General features: G+C 54.9%; 18 protein-coding genes. 11 read left to right on the top strand and 7 right to left on the bottom strand.

What is annotated here, in order from left to right; translation table 11 throughout:
- Positions 1 to 158 precede the first annotated feature (158 nt).
- Positions 159 to 1061 carry a LysR family transcriptional regulator gene (locus tag CFII64_RS13100; RefSeq protein ID WP_020291261.1) on the bottom strand — a complete coding sequence of 301 codons (903 nt, stop codon included), beginning with the start codon at positions 1059 to 1061 and terminating at the stop codon, positions 159 to 161.
- A 141-nt stretch (positions 1062 to 1202) separates the two neighbouring features.
- On the opposite strand from CFII64_RS13100, the gene CFII64_RS13105 reads away from it, so the two are divergent.
- Together CFII64_RS13105 and CFII64_RS13110 are read left to right on the top strand one after the other, a co-directional pair.
- Complete coding sequence (locus CFII64_RS13105; protein WP_020291262.1) at positions 1203 to 1400, top strand: 4-oxalocrotonate tautomerase family protein; 198 nt, start codon at positions 1203 to 1205, stop codon at positions 1398 to 1400.
- Between the two features lie 87 nt (positions 1401 to 1487).
- Complete coding sequence (locus tag CFII64_RS13110; RefSeq protein WP_020291263.1) at positions 1488 to 1841, top strand: putative quinol monooxygenase; 354 nt, start codon at positions 1488 to 1490, stop codon at positions 1839 to 1841.
- Between the two features lie 167 nt (positions 1842 to 2008).
- Here CFII64_RS13110 and CFII64_RS13115 read toward each other — a convergent pair whose 3' ends face one another.
- The gene (locus tag CFII64_RS13115) at positions 2009 to 2884 is read right to left on the bottom strand and encodes a LysR family transcriptional regulator (protein ID WP_020291264.1); all 876 of its coding nucleotides are present in this window, start codon (positions 2882 to 2884) and stop codon (positions 2009 to 2011) included.
- Positions 2885 to 2990: 106 nt separating this feature from the next.
- Between CFII64_RS13115 and CFII64_RS13120 the strand changes: the two genes are divergently transcribed.
- The 3 genes from CFII64_RS13120 to CFII64_RS13130 all read left to right on the top strand — a co-directional run bounded on the left by CFII64_RS13120 (position 2991) and on the right by CFII64_RS13130 (position 7184).
- Positions 2991 to 4370, top strand: a complete 1380-nt coding sequence (locus tag CFII64_RS13120; protein ID WP_020291265.1) for an MFS transporter — start codon at positions 2991 to 2993, stop codon at positions 4368 to 4370.
- A 48-nt stretch (positions 4371 to 4418) separates the two neighbouring features.
- Positions 4419 to 5003 (top strand): carboxymuconolactone decarboxylase family protein, encoded by a 585-nt coding sequence (locus tag CFII64_RS13125; RefSeq protein WP_020291266.1) that lies wholly within the window; start codon positions 4419 to 4421, stop codon positions 5001 to 5003.
- 624 nt (positions 5004 to 5627) lie between these two features.
- Entirely contained in the window at positions 5628 to 7184 is a 1557-nt protein-coding gene (locus CFII64_RS13130; RefSeq protein WP_044901348.1) for a methyl-accepting chemotaxis protein, read from the top strand.
- A gap of 52 nt (positions 7185 to 7236) precedes the next feature.
- On the opposite strand, the gene CFII64_RS13135 is transcribed toward CFII64_RS13130, so the two are convergent.
- Positions 7237 to 8139: a LysR family transcriptional regulator gene (locus tag CFII64_RS13135; RefSeq protein ID WP_020291268.1), complete on the bottom strand. Its 903-nt coding sequence runs from the start codon at positions 8137 to 8139 to the stop codon at positions 7237 to 7239.
- A gap of 107 nt (positions 8140 to 8246) precedes the next feature.
- On the opposite strand from CFII64_RS13135, the gene CFII64_RS13140 reads away from it, so the two are divergent.
- The 3 genes from CFII64_RS13140 (at position 8247) to grxB (ending at position 9969) form a co-directional block, all read left to right on the top strand.
- Positions 8247 to 8861: a nitroreductase family protein gene (locus CFII64_RS13140; protein ID WP_020291269.1), complete on the top strand. Its 615-nt coding sequence runs from the start codon at positions 8247 to 8249 to the stop codon at positions 8859 to 8861.
- A gap of 25 nt (positions 8862 to 8886) precedes the next feature.
- Complete coding sequence (locus CFII64_RS13145; protein ID WP_020291270.1) at positions 8887 to 9171, top strand: putative quinol monooxygenase; 285 nt, start codon at positions 8887 to 8889, stop codon at positions 9169 to 9171.
- 153 nt (positions 9172 to 9324) lie between these two features.
- Complete coding sequence (gene grxB, locus CFII64_RS13150; RefSeq protein ID WP_020291271.1) at positions 9325 to 9969, top strand: glutaredoxin 2; 645 nt, start codon at positions 9325 to 9327, stop codon at positions 9967 to 9969.
- A gap of 166 nt (positions 9970 to 10135) precedes the next feature.
- Here grxB and CFII64_RS13155 read toward each other — a convergent pair whose 3' ends face one another.
- The 3 genes from CFII64_RS13155 to CFII64_RS13165 form a co-directional block, all read right to left on the bottom strand.
- Positions 10136 to 10840 carry a hypothetical protein gene (locus CFII64_RS13155; protein ID WP_020291272.1) on the bottom strand — a complete coding sequence of 235 codons (705 nt, stop codon included), beginning with the start codon at positions 10838 to 10840 and terminating at the stop codon, positions 10136 to 10138.
- 90 nt (positions 10841 to 10930) lie between these two features.
- A complete protein-coding gene (locus CFII64_RS13160; protein WP_020291273.1) occupies positions 10931 to 11725 on the bottom strand; it encodes an SDR family NAD(P)-dependent oxidoreductase in 795 nt (264 codons plus the stop codon).
- A 140-nt stretch (positions 11726 to 11865) separates the two neighbouring features.
- Complete coding sequence (locus CFII64_RS13165) at positions 11866 to 12774, bottom strand: LysR family transcriptional regulator (RefSeq protein ID WP_044901349.1); 909 nt, start codon at positions 12772 to 12774, stop codon at positions 11866 to 11868.
- Between the two features lie 191 nt (positions 12775 to 12965).
- Between CFII64_RS13165 and CFII64_RS13170 the strand changes: the two genes are divergently transcribed.
- Positions 12966 to 13907, top strand: a complete 942-nt coding sequence (locus CFII64_RS13170; protein WP_020291275.1) for an alpha/beta fold hydrolase — start codon at positions 12966 to 12968, stop codon at positions 13905 to 13907.
- Between the two features lie 124 nt (positions 13908 to 14031).
- On the opposite strand, the gene CFII64_RS13175 is transcribed toward CFII64_RS13170, so the two are convergent.
- Positions 14032 to 14931 (bottom strand): LysR family transcriptional regulator, encoded by a 900-nt coding sequence (locus tag CFII64_RS13175; RefSeq protein ID WP_020291276.1) that lies wholly within the window; start codon positions 14929 to 14931, stop codon positions 14032 to 14034.
- 115 nt (positions 14932 to 15046) lie between these two features.
- On the opposite strand from CFII64_RS13175, the gene CFII64_RS13180 reads away from it, so the two are divergent.
- Both CFII64_RS13180 and CFII64_RS13185 read left to right on the top strand, forming a co-directional pair.
- Entirely contained in the window at positions 15047 to 15676 is a 630-nt protein-coding gene (locus tag CFII64_RS13180) for an NADPH-dependent F420 reductase (protein WP_020291277.1), read from the top strand.
- 30 nt (positions 15677 to 15706) lie between these two features.
- Positions 15707 to 16540 carry a class III extradiol ring-cleavage dioxygenase gene (locus CFII64_RS13185; protein ID WP_020291278.1) on the top strand — a complete coding sequence of 278 codons (834 nt, stop codon included), beginning with the start codon at positions 15707 to 15709 and terminating at the stop codon, positions 16538 to 16540.
- Positions 16541 to 16543 lie beyond the last annotated feature (3 nt).

Below are 16543 nucleotides of genomic sequence, written 5' to 3' on the forward strand. Positions count from 1 at the left end.
TCGGACTGCGCCAACTGCCTACCTTGAATGAAATCTGGCATCAGGCCGCGCTCCACAATCCTATAGTGGAAGCGCGGCTCGATAAATAATCCCGAAAGATCAAGTGTGTAAACTTTATATCTACAGAAGAAGCTGGGCGTTGTGTGTCCTCGCTAACGCTACTGCCAGTGCTCACACAACCGTACCAACTCATCAACCACGTACCTCACTTTGGGCCGCAGATGCGATACCTTGGGCCATACAGCATGGACCTCAACCGGCTCAGGCTCGTAGTCTCCCAGCACCTCTACCAGCCCGCCTGCATCAATATCATCCTTGAAGAGGCAGCGCGGCATCTGGCAGAGACCAATGCCCGCCACTGCTGCGAGGATCATTGCCTCTCCGTCGCCTATCTGGTGAGTAAAAGGTGGCGCGTAGCGAACGGTGTTTTGCCCCTCCCTGACTCGCCAAGAGAGTGGCTGGCCCCGTCGATGCCCAACGATGCAGTGGTGACGATTTAGATCTTCCAGCGTGCCAGGTACGCCGAAACGATCCAGGTAACTCGGCGCGGCACAGATAGCCCAACGTTGTCGTGCGAGACGGCGGGCCACGAGGCCACTGGTGTCTTTGAGTTCTCCAAAGCGAACCAGTAGGTCGATGCCCTCTTCGATTGGATCGACCAGATGGTCAGAAAAAGTCATGTTCAATTGCAACGCGGGATACTTATTAGCGATTTCAAATAACAAGGGCGCGACAACCCTGCGGCCGAATGCGACGGGTATGTCTACGCGCAATCGGCCAGAGGGCTCGCGGGTTCCCGGACCCAGTCCGCTCTCTGCAGCGCCGATTTCTTCGAGTGCGTTTGAGCACGCGATGAAATACGCATCTCCATCAGCAGTCAGGGAGATCCGTCGCGTGGATCGATGAAACAGTTGCACCCCCAAGCGTTCCTCAAGGCGTGCAATGGACTTACCGACGGCTGATTTAGAGATCCCCAATCGCGCGGCCGCCTCGGTAAAGCTATTGGAGCGCGCCGCCATGACGAAGGTGAGAACACCTTGAAACGAATCGATGGGAATCATAAACGCCTTTGACTGTAGATATAAACGCTACCCACTTTATAGTTTTAGGCTGTTTATCGCTAGGCTCTTCTACTCTAGGATTGTTGTATGTCACGGCCTGATCACTTCAGACCGCGTTATTTATCCCATGAGGAATACATCATGCCCGTAGTACGCGTTAGCTGGTTCGAAGGTAAAGAGCACGCTCAGAAAGCCACCGTTGCTGCTGAGATTACCGAAAGCATCGTTAAAAACACCGGCACCCCTGCCGAATACATCTACGTTATTTTTGAAGACGTAGCGCCATCGGATTGGGCAGGTTCGGGCAAGTTGTTCGGCGAAGCACCCGAGAAGTCCTGAACCTGAACACTGCATCGAATGCATCGGCTGAGTCAGCGATGCATCCTCCCCTGACGTCTTCTGACGCCGCCGATGGAAGAGATCCTCATGCATCCCCATATTTCCTGCCTGTTCACCCTTGCAATCAAACCCGGCGACTTTCCAGAGTTTAAAGCGCTGATTGCTCAGATCGTTCCTGCGACCAAGCTTGAACCGGGCACACTGGTTTACGAGTACAGCGTCAACGAAGACCAAAGCGTTGCGCATATTCTAGAGCGTTACAACGTCGAATCCGTAGTCAGCCACGTGGACGAGACATTTGCTCCGTTCGGCAAGCGCTTCCTGGAACTGTGCACCATCACCAGCCTGGTCGTGTACGGCACTCCAGATGCAGAGATTCGCAAACGTCTGGATCCGTTCGGTGCTGTCTACATGACGCCGTTCGATGGCTTCAGCCGCTGATCGAGTAAGTCTGCGCAGACTCGACAGCAAGAAATTGAGGCTGCGCTTATGCTCCCTGTCCGAGACTGGCAACCATTAGGTGGTGGGCAGGTGCCGTGCCTATCGAGAACAATCCGATAGAGAACCAGGTGCTGTCACGGGCAATTGGGGCCTCGATACAGCCGGGTTCAACTGGCATTTGAGGGCAACCCCAACCCATTGGGTTCAAGCAACTGCAAGATTTCATCGGCGGTTTTGCGCACCACCTTGTCGTTGCGACGATCAGGATGCATTGCGACCCAAATGTCGAGGCTGAGCATAGGAAGATTGTTGTCGAGCTTGACCAGGCGATCGTCACGATCACCGATGAAGCAAGGCAGTCCCGCGACGCCAACGCCTGTACAAGCTGCTTCGTATTGGTGGCTCAAATCAGTGACCTCGCAGGCAACCCGCCTCGTAGCGATGACTTCGTAAAGCCAACGCTTGTGCGCAAAGTCGCCTTGCCGGTCGGTGTAACCGACGAACTCCCATTTTTGTTCATCCAGCGTATTCACATAGTCTCGTTGCGCATAGAGAGCGAACTGCATCTTGCCCACCTTTTTGACGATGTCCGTATCTTCAATAGGTGGCGAAAGACGCAATGCCAGGTCTGCCTCCAGACGCGACAGGGAGACGAAATGAGGTTCACTCAGAATTGAAAGCTGCACCATCGGAGACATTCTGGCCAGCTCAGCCAGGTTTGGGGTCAGGAAGTGCCTGGCAAGAATAGGAGGCGCGGTGATGGTGACCTTCGCCCTCATGGCCGACCTGGACGACAAACACTTACGCTCAACGGCGAAAGCCTTTTCTTCAATGTCCAAAACATCCTGCATGATCTGCTGGCCAATGGCAGTCAGACGCGACTCACGCGGGAGTCGATCGATCAGGCGGACATTGAGTTGGGCCTCAAGTGCGGCCAGCCGTCGGCTCACCGTGGCTTGATTGACGTCGAGCGCACGTGCAGCCCCCGACAGGCTGCCTGCCGTAGCAATTGCCAAAAAGAATCTTAGATCTTCCCAGTCCATGAGCTATGCGTTTATGCAGTGAATGTGTGCAAATTCTAGTATTTACGCATAAGTTGTCAACCGTTACCGTCTACATCATTGATCTAACACTTGCGACCCCAAAATCATGTCCAACGCCCCGCCCAAAACCACATCACTAGCCGCAATCCAGATCGCGGCATGCTTAGGTTTTCTAGTCGTCCAACTTGATGTCAGCGTCGTCAACGTCGGGCTCGGCGCTTTGAAAACCGCATTCGATACTAACCTGACTGGTCTGCAGTGGGTCATCAACAGCTATGCACTGGCGTTCTCGGCGCTGTTAATCCTAGGGGGCGCGGGGGGTGACAAGTTTGGTGCCAGAACCGTATTCGCGTCGGGGTTTGCCCTATTTACGTTGGCTTCCATAGGCTGCGGCCTGTCTAACAGCATGAGCATGCTGATCGGTATGCGGGTTGTTCAAGGTGTGGGTGCAGCCCTCTTGGTGCCTACCTCCCTGACATTGATAAGACTGGCATTCGACGATCCTGCCAAACGGCGATCAGCCGTGGCAATGTGGGGCGCTTGTGGAGGAATCGCCTTGGCGGCGGGACCAGTCATGGGTGGCCTGCTCATTGAGTGGCTCGGATGGCAGAGTGTTTTTCTACTCAACGTCCCCATAGGCATTCTCGCGATTGGGTTGATCGTGCGTTATGCACCGCCCTCCCCACGCATTGATAAAAAATTCGACTTACCGGGGCAAATCAGTATTGGTATCTGCTTGGCGTCATTGACCTACGCGCTGACCGAATCAAGTTCCAAAGGCTGGGTAACTGAAACCATCTCGACTATGGCCGTCGCGGTGTTTTGCGCAATTGCGTTCGTCTTGATTGAGCGCCGGGTAAAGAACCCCATGCTCCCCAGTCGCTTGGCCCAGAACAAGACCCTGGCAACCACTGCATTGGCTGGCGCGGCCATCAATCTCACCTTCTACGGTACCGTGTTTGTATTCAGCATCTACTTCCAGTCGTTTCTGCACTACGACGCTTTTAGAACCGGCCTGGCGTTCATACCGCTAACGGCAGTCCTGACGATCTCCACAATGGTCTCCTCCCGGATTGCCAAGCACATCAGTGCAAAACGTATCATAACCACTGGCTTCTTGATTCAGGCAGTTGGCTTCATGGCGCTGGCCCGCGTCACGCCAGAAACATCGCTCTGGTACCTGAATATCGCCTTGATGGTAGTGGGTATCGGCAGTGCGTCGTCCGTGCCCTCGATTACTAATTCGATGCTGTCGTCGGTGTCTTCTCAGGACGCCGGCATGGCGTCGGGGTTGATGGCATCAGCTCGGCAATTGGGGGGTGTGATTGGTGTTGCTGTGTTTGGGGCCCTGATTACCAGCACCGAACCAGCCGCTTTTTCCCAGGGCTTATCGACTGCAATGATCGTCTCGGCGTTGGTTTTACTGGTCTGTATCGCAGTGAATCATTGGGTCAGCCGCACATTCCGGCTACCCGTCAGCACCTGATTTTAGATCAACCTTTCAGCCATCAACCTTAGTTAACAGGAGTGCCTTGTGGCCAACCCAAGCGGTTCCAATGACAAAATCAGTTCAAAGGTAGAAATCGATTACCCGGATTTTACGAATCTGCCTGATCACGTGTCAGACAAGTTCGAAAAGCTACCGACGAAGGTCAACTTCTTCCGGATGCTGGGTTACAGCCCTGGAGCATTCAATCCGATGATTGATCTGACCAATGCGATATTCAGGGATCTGACCATCTCCGACTATCATAAGGAGCTGATGGTTTTACTCTTGGCTGCACATGAAAATGTCGCCTACGAATGGGAGCAGCACGTCTCCATCGCGCAGGCTGCGGGCGTCCGCCCGGACCAGTTTGTCGCCATCGCCGAGGGTCGCCTGGAGGATACCCAAGCATTTAAAGAAGACGAACGCGTGCTGCTGCGGTTTGGCCAAGCCATCCTCGACAAAGGTAAGGCACCGGGTGTGCTGTTCAAACATGCCCAAGAGCACTTTTCGCTTCAGGAATTGAGCGATGCAATTATCGTAATTGGTTACTATCGGATGTTATCGGGCTACATCCAGACCTTCGACATCACCATTGATGCACAAGTGGATGGGAACTGGATCAAGGGATGAGATTGATCGGTGCGTTGTTCCTCGGAGCCGTTAGTGAAACATCAGTACCTGCATGAAAGGTTGGCGCGTGCACGAATCTGTCTGGGCTTCATGCCTTTCCATGCCTACGGGCTGGGTGGGTATTGAGCCTTCTGGAACATGCCCAATAGACGGTTTCGAAATCAGCGACTGTTTACAGAGAGCGTCAATTTGGTGCGCCTCCTATTTTCAGCATTAAATTTGAGCACCTCTCTAGCCAAAGTTACCCGATCAAGCCGAACGCCATGCAAGATCTCATTGCATCTATGAAACATCAGTCCATGACCACCTTAAAACCCAATCATACTTACAGCTTTGAGATATTGCTAACTTTCGAAATCGGAACTTTTATTTTTCATTAAAGCTGACCGATAATTTAAGAAAGTTCATCAGCCTGCTCGCAGCTTCGCTCGCACCCCCGTATTTAAAGGATGATACGGAGTCATCACACTATCACTATCGTGCCTCCACGCTAACTAATCGTGGTCACTGCTGTGACCAGCAGTGGCACAGCAAATGCAAACATAGCTCAGGTCGAACACTGGCAGCGTTTTGCTGCATAAGAAAGATACAGCGCCTTTGGCCTGGTCACCCTGGAGCAACTCTATGCATGCTGCTGCACTACCTGAAGCCTTTCAGGAGCCGCCGATTTCCCTACTTACCCCCACGGGAAAACTTATCGAGTGCAACCCGGCTTACTTGCAGATGAGTGGCTATCAAGAGCATGAACTCAAGGACAAATCATTCGAGCTGATCAATCATGCGCTAATGCCCAAACCAGTGATTCAAGGAATGTGGCGCACCTTGGCTAAAGGATTGCCCTGGACAGCTCCGCTGCAGGGTCGGCACAAAGATGGCAGAGAGTACTGGAACCTGCTCTATGTCATGCCCCTGCTGGATGAACAGAAACGTCTTTCAGCTTTGGGCACTCTCTATTTTCCGTTGCACGGGGACGCGCTAGTTCGCGCACGCCAGCTTTATCAACGGCTGAACAAAGGCAGCTCACCTTGGCCGTTGACCGTGCGAGTGAGTGAGCACCTGCAGGCACATGGAGTCTCATTGGCGTTTGCGGCAGCCGGGTTTGCCGCTGCGTCACTGAGTTGGCTGAGCCTGGGCACCGCCACCTTGCTTGCCGGTGTCGCACTGGCATCCAGCGCACAACCGCATTGGCGACAACAGCGACTCAACCGCAAACTGCTGGCACTTCAAAACACCGCATTCGCCGACCCATTATTGACACCGCTATTCAGCGGCAAGCCCGGTTCGGCTGCACTGCTGGCCATGGCCTTTGATAGCCAACGTGTGCGTATGAACGCCGTCATGACAAGGCTCTGCATCAACAGTGAGATACTGCGCCAGCAATCCGAAGCCGCAACCGATGTGGTGCACGACAATGTTACCCAGCTGAATGGCCAGGCCGCCAAGACCGAACAGTCGGCGGCCGCCATAAATCAGATGAGCGCTACGCTGCAGGACTTGTCTCGCGACCTTCAGCAGACCGCTGAAGCTGCTACCCGCACTGATAGCCTGGCGCGCGAAGGTCAACGATTGTCAGAGCAGTGTCAGGTCTCTATGGACAGCACCGGGCTTGAAGTCCGCAGCATCGGTGAAGCGGTAAATCGTCTGGCTAGCGCTATTGAATCGATTAGCGGTATCGCCCAGGTTATCCAGAGCATTGCCGAACAAACCAACTTGCTGGCACTCAATGCGGCGATTGAAGCCGCTCGCGCCGGGGAGTCGGGTCGCGGCTTTGCCGTCGTGGCCGATGAGGTGCGAAGCCTCGCCTCGCGCACCGCCGGCTCGACCCGCCAGATCCAACAATCGATCAATGGGTTGCGCGCTGATAGTCAACAGGCTATCGACACTGTCGAACGCGGCCAGCAAGCGGCCAAGCGTTCCCAGACCGACGTCGCACAAGCGGGTATGGCTCTGCTGCGCATTTGTGACGAGGTAGGACAGATTAGCGCCATGAGCCAACAGATGGCGACAGCCATCGAAGAGCAGGGCCAGGTCACTGAGCAGGTTAATCAGCAGATTGTCGAGATTGCCGGGCTGACCGCCACCAGCCGCAGCCATGCCGGACAAAGCGAGGAAATTAGCAATACCCTGAGTGGGCTAGCGCGCTCTCAACTGAGTCTGGCTCAGCGGTTCATTGCAGACTAGGCCGCTATTCGACGCAGGCGGAAACTGCATCGACAATTGCGATAACTGATGCCTACGCGGCTCTGGTGACAGCAGTACAAGCCTCTACCAGCCAAGGAATACGTCGGCTGCAATACTCCAGGTAAGTGTGAACAACCGCAGAGCGGTGCCGATGCGCGGGATATAAAAGACTCAAGGAAGATTCTGGCAATGGGCAATCTGGCAGCAAAGGCACAAGCAGGCCGCTCTGGATCGCATCCTTGACGATAAAGGGGGGAAGTTCCGTCATAACCTCCCCCGCTAATGCACTGTGCAAAAGATGCATGCTGTCATTTGTCGACAACACGGTGTTGGGCATCACTGACACTTCCGGGAACCGCCAGACACCGCTGGTATTGGTGCCGAGGCTCCATGTTGCACAGGGAAAATCACTTAAATCATTTGGATGACTAGGCATACCGTGAGATGCAAGATATTGAGGGCTGGCGACCAAGATATGTCGATAATCGAGCAGGTGCCTGGCGATCAAGGCTTCGTGCTCCAGCTTGCCGACGCGAAGCGCCACGTCTATGCCGTCCTCGACAGGGTGAACACGACGCTCCGTCGAAAGCAGATGAACGCGGATGTCGGGATGATCCTTCTGAAAGTCCGAAATCAACTGCCACCATGGCGAGAATGATGGGGGAACTGAAAGACGCAACTTACCTTTAACGTGGGCTTGGTCACTCACGACTGCGTCCTGGGCTTCTTGCAAGAGCTCCAGGCCACGGCTGGCATGCTCAAACAGGCGTGCACCGGCTTCGGTCAGTTTCACGCCCCTGGCTGAGCGCTCCAGCAATTCGACCTTCAGCGCCTGCTCAAGGGCTCGTATCCTTCGACTTGCGGTGGGCAGCGGGACCCCCAGACGTTCAGCGCCAGCGGTCATGCTTCCGGCCTGGACGATCGTTACCAGCATCTGCACCGCATTGAGATCCATGCTCACCCCTCTCATTTATGAAACGCATAGTCTCATTGGCGGGCATTCCCTTTCAATCATGCACAACCTAAAGTGGGCTTAATGTTTCTATAGACAAGGGAATAAACATGCCAACGGTCACTGAAGCCATCCAGTCACGTTTCTCGGCTCATAGCTATGATCCAACTCACGCCCTATCGACGCAGGAAATTGCTGACCTGATCGATCTGGCCCGCCACGCACCCTCCGCCTTTAATTTGCAAAACTGGCGCTTTATTGCCGTGCACACGAACGAAGCAAAAACGAAGCTATTGCCTCTGGCCTACGGACAGCAAAAGGTGGTCGATGCAGCAGTAACCTTTATCGTCTGTGGGGCACTTGATCCCCATAAGACCATTTCCGCTTCGTTGCGCCCGGCGGTAGACGCGGGAATTCTGGACGAAGCGACCTTCACAGGCTGGGTGGGCGCGGTGGAAGGAATGTATGCGCAAAATCCTGCGATGCAACGTGACGAGGCCGTTCGGTCGGCATCTCTGGCTGCAATGACACTGATGATGGTTGCAACTGAACGTGGCCTGGCCTCTACGCCAATGATTGGCTTCGACCAGCCGGGCGTCGCTGCGGCGTTCAATCTGGAAGATCGTGAGATTCCGGTGATGATGATCACGGTGGGTCGGGCGGGCACGACTAACTGGCCACAAAAGCCACGTAAGGCAACAAGCGACATCCTGTCAATCGTTTGATTTCTTTTGTGAATGGAGATCCAGAATGTCGGTATCTACCTTTGTCGTGATCGCCAGGATCGTATTGCATCCTGGGGCGCGCGCTGCCTTCCTTCCCGTAGCAGCCGCAGACGCACGTGATTCTCTAGCCAAGGAAGCGGGATGTATCGCTTTCAATATCCTGGTTCCAGAAGATGATGAGAGCTATCGCGACCGCGCAGCGTTTGACTTACATCTCACGCAACCTCATTTCCACGCCTTCGAGCGCGACGCCGAACATTTAATGGTGGGTAAGCCCGAGATTAACTTCTTTGGTGCTTACTCAAGCTGAAGAAATGAAAGTACGCGTTATCACATTCGCCTGATGCCTGCTCCTTACCACCAACAGGCCACTTCAAATACCCTGCGTAGCCCATTAAATAGAGGGCTCAGCGCACACCGCGCAAGACAATCCGCAGCAGCACTTTTTTGGAATTAAAGTCCTATGAAACTCTACGTCTACGATCACTGCCCCTTCTGTGTAAAAGCGCGGACGATTTTTGGCTTCAAGAACATCGCTTTCGATCTCGTCATTCTCCTGAACGACGATGAAGCCACCCCAACCCGCATGATCGGCAAGAAAATGGCGCCCATCCTGGAGCACGACGGAAGCTACCTGGCCGAGAGTATGGATATCGTCGGTTATATCGATGGCCTTTCCGGCGAGAGGATCTTGTCCGGCCCTCTCAATCCGGCCGTGGCACAGTGGAACAGTGACGTATCTGGTCCTCTATTTTCGCTGGCACTTCCACGCTGGGCGGCGGCAGATCTCGAAGAGTTCTCCACGACTTCCGCACGTGCATACTTCACCCGCAACAAGGAGCGCATGATCGGTAGCTTCGAGGAGCATATGGCGGCCAGCCCCGACTATATCGCTAAGCTGAACCGTCATCTGCTGGCCCTTGAACCGTTGATCAAATCGTCCGCTGCGGTGAACGGCGAACTGTCCGAAGATGACGTCCACCTGTTCGCGAACTTGCGCAGCATGTCCATCGTGCGTGGCATCGAGTACCCGCCTGCTGTCGAGGCGTATCGTCAGCGGATGGCGGAGCGAAGCAGCATTGATCTGCACGATTCAATAGCGATTTAAGGCCTCTCCTTCACTGGCACCCACCGCGACCGATCCACTGTAAACTAGGACCCGGACGAACCGCGGCCATATGACTGTCGCCACTCCAGTCACAACAACATGGCCGCCAAAACTCGCAGCACTGTTTGAGTTCTTCAGGAAGGAGCACTACAGCGCAGCCACGATCCTACAAGCTATTGCCGTGGGTCACTTTCAAGTTCTTGAAATGCGCGACCGTCCCGGACTCGATCCAGATACCAATGCCCCCATGCTGCCCTGCCCCATACTTGAGATCGTTCACCAGAAATGCTGGCTTCGCAGCGTGATCAAGATACAAGCGGGCTTTTGCCCCCTCGACGACCACTTTCATATGAATCCAGCGCCCTAGTTCGAGATCAGCGTAGGTTTCATATTGCTCGGGGCTCTCTTTGCGCAGTTGATCAAATCTGAAATCAGGATAGCCCGCGTATTGAACGCTGTGGTTGCGTCGCTCCTGATCATCCGCCTGACTATTGGTCGGACGCAGGTAGATGCTTTCGAAGCGCGACTGGGCGTCAATTCGGAACGATACCCCTATGAAACCGCGAGCATAATCGGGAGCGTCGGACGCTAGATCACTCGCAACGTCCACTTCAATCGTCCCGTCCGTGAAATCCATAGGCAGCCAGGCCATGAAATCCCTATCGAGTAAACGCTCACGGCCTTGATCCTGATAGGAGGATGATGGCATTTTTATTTCGAGTGCAGACTCCCCCTTATAACGCCCTTCAACCAACGAAACGCCAGAAAGCCGAAACTCTTCAGGGGTCGAGTATTTCGCGGGGCTCTCTGCAGCGGCAAGCCCAGACGCCGCTGACAAGGTGGCTAGAGCAAGCAATGGCTTCAGTTTCATGTCGATTTCCTGAACGCGAATTCGTAAGCATGCACCAGGATCGATGGCAACTCTGCCATTGACCCTGGTTCGCCATTTCAACCGATGAGGTTAAACGATGTCATCGACCACGCCGCCATCAACCCTGAGCGCCGCGCCCGTGGTGGCTGACGCTTGAGGCGAGCAAACGTAAACGATCATGTTGGCGACTTCTTCAACAGTTGCAGCCCGCTGGATGATCGAGCTTGGGCGATGCTCTGCGATGAAAGCCTTGGCAACTTCCTCAAGGGATTTGCCCGTACGCTCGACTTCGCTTTGCATCATGCCAGCCACGCCATCGGACAAGGTCGGCCCTGGCAGGACGCTATTGACGGTCACGCCGCTACCGGCAACGCGCTTGGCCAGGCCACGGGCCAATGCCAACTGGGCGGTTTTGGAGACACCATAGTGGATCATGTCTGCCGGGATATTGCGTGCAGACTCGGAAGCCACGAACACTACCCTGCCCCAGTTCTTCTCCACCATGGCTGGCAACAGTGCGCGGCTCAGGCGCACACCTGACATGACATTGGTCTGCCAATAGCTGTCCCAGACGTCGTCTTCGGTTTCAAAGAAATCCTGGGTGCCATATATCCCGGCATTGTTTACTAGCACATCGATATGCCCGGCACCCTGGAGCAGAGTTTCAACGCCGTGTGCGGAGCTCAGGTCTGCGGCTACGCCGGTAATGGTTACACCGGGTACTGCGCTTGAGAGTCTGGCGACGGCATCTTTTACAGAGCCTTCGCTGCGCCCATTGATCACCACGTCTGCGCCGGCCTCGGCGAGCCCTTTGGCAATCGCGAAACCTATACCGCCAGTCGAAGCGGTGACCAGCGCCCGTTTGGTATTCAACTGAATTTTCATCTTCACTCCATCATGATCGGGTAGGCGTAACCCACCCTATTTGGAGCTTCCACAGCATCTATAGAAGCAATCAACCACCTTAGAGGGTTGAAGCCGCTGGATAAATGTCCGTTCTGGAGATGCATTCAAAACGCAGCGTTTCAAAACACCAGAGGATTCACGGCTTCAGGACCAAATGTCATCAGTGCAAAATCCAAAAAGCTGCGCAGCTTGGGCGTCAATCGGCGGTCAGGCGCATACAAGACATGCAATGGCCGCGAAGGAATAGGATACGTTGGTAGCAGCGGAACAAGGTCCCCCACCAGCAGTGACTGACGCACCAGTTCTACTGGCTGCAGCAATATCCCCAACCCCGCCAGCGCAGCGCACAGAAGCGGCTCACCGTGATCAGCCATCAGTCGGCTATTTACGGGGACGATTACCTTGCCTTCGGGCCCATCGAACGTCCAATGAGTCCGTAATTCTGTGTGAGAAAAGCCAAGGCATTCGTGATCCTGAAGGTCCCAAGGGGTCTTGATGGGCGGCTTGTCACGCAGATAAGAAGGCGACGCGCACAGCACCAGTTGATAAGGCGCCAGAGGACGAGCCACCAGGCCACTGTCGGAAAGCTGGCCGACCCTGAACACCACGTCAAAACCTTCATCGATAACGTCAACGGCACGGTTAGCCAAGGTCAGCTCAACACTGATCATGGGGTTGGCTTTCATGAACCCTGGCAATTTGGGGGCGAGGGACTGCATCCCAAAACTGACTGGCGCGTTCACACGGAGTCGCCCGGTAGGCGTCGCTTGTGTCTCAGCCGCCATGTTTTCAGCGGTTTCAACTTCCGCAAGGATGATCTTGCAACGCTCATAAAACTCGCGTCCGAAGTCGGTGAGGCTCTGTCGCCGGGTGGTTCGATTCAACAACCGCACGCCCAGATGCTGTTCCAGATGATGCACATGCTTGCCAATCAACTGCGCAGACATCTGCATGGAGTCCCCGGCCGCACTGAACGAGCCCATCTCAACTGCCTTGACGAACGCCGCCATACTGCTTAGCCGATCCATTAAAAATGATCCGTTTCGAATGTCGCCCCATTTTGAGTATTTATCCTAATAGAGTTCAAGCCCTATTCTGGCCCCCTATCATTGACTCTCGCAGGCGAAGGTCTGGAGCACACTGCTTGGCAAGGCCAAAGTAGTGCCAGTCATGTCAATCGCCGTCTAAATTTTGCAGGCGCCCCTTCTTGAAATACCCAATGAAAGCTTTACCGCTCAACACACTGCTTGATGAAGATTTTTACTTCCCCCATGAGATCATTGGCCAGCCCTTTCGCACCTCTGACTTTGCTGATCTGAAGATAAGCAGCTTCATCACCAGCGATGCCGTCAACCTCAGCTATTGGGAAGCAGGCGCTGGACAACCGTTGATTTTCATCCCCGGCTGGTCTGCCAACGGTGCAATGTACTTCCACCTGATGCACATCTTGAGCAAGCACTACCATGTGTACGTGCTGGACGTCAGGAATCAGGGTCTTTCCGAACGGGTAACCTTCGGTAATCGTATTGCCCGCTTCGCCATGGACGTGAAGGAGTTTGCCGACCATTTAGGCGTGTCCCAGGCCAACTACTGCGGCTGGTCCATGGGCGCATCGGTGATGTGGGCCTACATTGACCTGTTCGGCACCCAAGGCATTCGCACACTGACCATCATTGATCAGGCGCCATCGATTTACTGCCACGCCGACTGGACGGAGCAAGAGCGGTTGGAGGCCGGCGCCTTTACGACGTCACCCGAGCGAATGATTGCGTCCTATGCGCAAGGCACCGCCACCAACCTGCTGGTTTCAGGCAGCCGGGTTGTCGAGCGGGCAATGGCGATGGACTCGCCCTACTTCCATAACGTCATCAGCCTTGTGCAAGAGGTGGTCAAAGATGACATGGCATTCACCGCACAAGTGCTTTTCGATCACGCCACCAACGACTGGCGTGATGTGATCCGGTCAAAGATCAATGTTCCGACGGCGATCTTCACCGGTGAGTACAGCGACTGGCTGGAGAGCCAGCGCTGGATGAGTTCGGTTATCCAGGACTCGGCGCTTCATGTGTACTCAAAAGCCGAGCAAGGCGACCATTTCCTGGCATTCAAGAACCCGGAGCAGTTCGCAACAGATCTGCGCAGTTTTTTGCAAGAACACTAGGTATGGGCTAAACGCTCGCCTGGATAGCTTTGCTGAGCCATATGGTTCGTAACACAGCGCTCCGTTTTATCCGGCTGATGACTTCAACTCCCCTTTTATCAGCCGGTTTTTTGATGAGGGTGTGTCACCCCTCCCAGGACGGATGGGCGAATCGCTCCACCAGAAAGCTGATCAGCGTCCGGACCTTCGTCGGCAGATGTTTGCGGGTTGGATAGACCACGTAAATACCCAGTTCGACCGATCGGTACTCAGGCAGTATCTCCACCAAATCGCCTCGGCGTAAATCCTGCGCCACCATGAAACTCGGCTGCAACGAAACACCCCCACCGGCTAGCGTGATGGCTCGACAGGTATCCCCGTTATTACAGCGAACCACCGAGCGGGTATGAATGCTTTCGCTACCCTGTGGCCCTTCGAACTGCCATTCGTCCCCACTGGCAAAGTTGCTGTATGCAACCACACCATGCTCCGCCACATCAGACAATTTACGAATAGGTGCATGACTAGCCAAGTACGCTGGTGATGCGCACAGGCACATCCGCGTACTGGCCAGGCGTCGCCCCACCAACGACGAGTTTTCCATGCGTGCAATGCGCACGGCGACATCAATCCCTTCGTCCACCAGGTCTACCAAGCGATCACTCAAGCTGATCTCCAGCTCAACCTTGGGGTAGGCGCTCATGAAATCGGCCCAGATAGGTGCCAGGTGCAGCACGCCAAAACTGACCGGGGCATTCACCCGAAGGACTCCGCTCGCCTCGGGTGACGCGGATGACACGGCCTCCTCTGCCTCATCCATCATCGCCAGCACTTCACGGGCCTGGTGATAGAACTGACGCCCCTCATCCGTCAGGGAAAGCCGCCGAGTGGTGCGGTGCAGTAACCGGGCCCCCAACCGCTCCTCCAGCCCACTCACGTAGCGCGATATGGCAGCTTTTGACATATCGAGTGGCTCGGCCGCTCCGACGAAACTGCCTTTATCGACAACGGTGCAGAAGACCTGCATTTCCAGAGCACGATCCATGATTGTCTCACCTAGTGGAACTATTCATCACATTTAGCCCGGTTTATCCCTACGAGGCAATCTATAAACTGAGCCCATCGAAACGCAACTCAACTCAACTCAAGAAGAGGTAGTTATGAAAATCACAGTAATTGGTACCGGCAATATGGGTTCAGCTTTTGCGAAACAGCTTTCCGCCGCAGGGCACAGCGTCCGCATCACGGGCCGCGACATTAGCAAGGCCCAAGCCCTGGCTGACCAGTACACGAATGTCAGCGCTTACGCGGCAGCCGAAGCCTTGGGCGACAGTGACGCGATCGTGGTAGCTACCGCCTACGACGATGCAGCCACAGCGCTGAAAAGCCTGGGTGATCTGACCGGCAAAGTGGTCATCGACATCACCAACCCGCTGAGCGCCGACTACATGTCGCTGACTATTGGCCACGTGACCAGCGCCTCAGAAGAAATCGCCAAGGCTGTACCACAAGCCAATGTGGTGAAAGCGTTCAATACCCTGTTCGCTCAAGTGCTCGCTGATGGTCCTAAGTTCGCCAACGACCAGACCGGCAGCGTATTTGTTGCCAGCGACAGTGAGCGCGCCAAGCAAACTGCAATTGCACTGGCTCGCAGCCTGGGCTGGAACACCGTCGATGCTGGCGGTCTGGTGAATGCTCGCTACCTGGAGCCGCTGGCTGGTTTCAACATCTACCTTGGCTACGGCGCAGGTCTGGGCACTTCGGTCGCTCCGGTCTGGCTGAGCAAGTAATCAATCAGTAATCACACAGGAATAGTCACCATGAACACTTCATTCCCCCTGCTGTTTGTGTCTCATGGTGCTCCTACGTTCGCAATCGAGCCTGGTCAGGCTGGTCCAAAACTGGCCGAGCTCGGTCGCGAACTGCCAAAACCTGACGCCATCGTGGTCCTCTCGCCGCACTGGATGACCCGTGGCGAAGTCAGTGTTACGGCGAGCACCGCACCTAAAACCATTCATGACTTTGGCGGTTTTCCGGACGCTTTGTATCAAGTGTCCTACCCGGCTCCGGGCGCGCCAGAGTTAGCCAGTCATATTGTCGGCCTGCTGCAGACGGCGGGCTGGAAATCCCGGCTTGATCCGGTTCGTGGCCTGGATCACGGCGCATGGGTACCGCTTCTGTACCTGGCACCCGAAGCAGATATCCCAGTGGTTCAGGTATCCATGCCTGCAACGCTTGATACACGCAGCGCGTGGCAACTTGGCCTGGCACTCAAGCCACTGCGAGAGATGAATGTGTTGATCGTCGCGTCCGGCAGCCTTACCCATAACCTGTACGAGTTCCGCGGTGCTACGACCCACGGTGCCGACTACGTCAAACAGTTTGCAGCCTGGACCGCCAGGACCCTGCAGGCTGGAAACATTGATCAGTTGCTGGACTATAAGCAGTACGCACCTTCCGCCGAACGCGCCCATCCGACCGATGAGCATTTTTTACCGTTGTTCATTGCGCTGGGCGCAGCCGGTAAAAGCTATCAGACGATGGTCCTGGACGGCGGCATCACCCACGGCGTACTGGCCATGGACAGCTACCTGTTTACCTCGATGGATAACGAAGGGTTCGAGTCAGTTCAACCCGTTGAAGGTGTGAAATAACGT

This window comes from Pseudomonas sp. CFII64 (assembly GCF_000416235.1).
Classification (GTDB): domain Bacteria; phylum Pseudomonadota; class Gammaproteobacteria; order Pseudomonadales; family Pseudomonadaceae; genus Aquipseudomonas.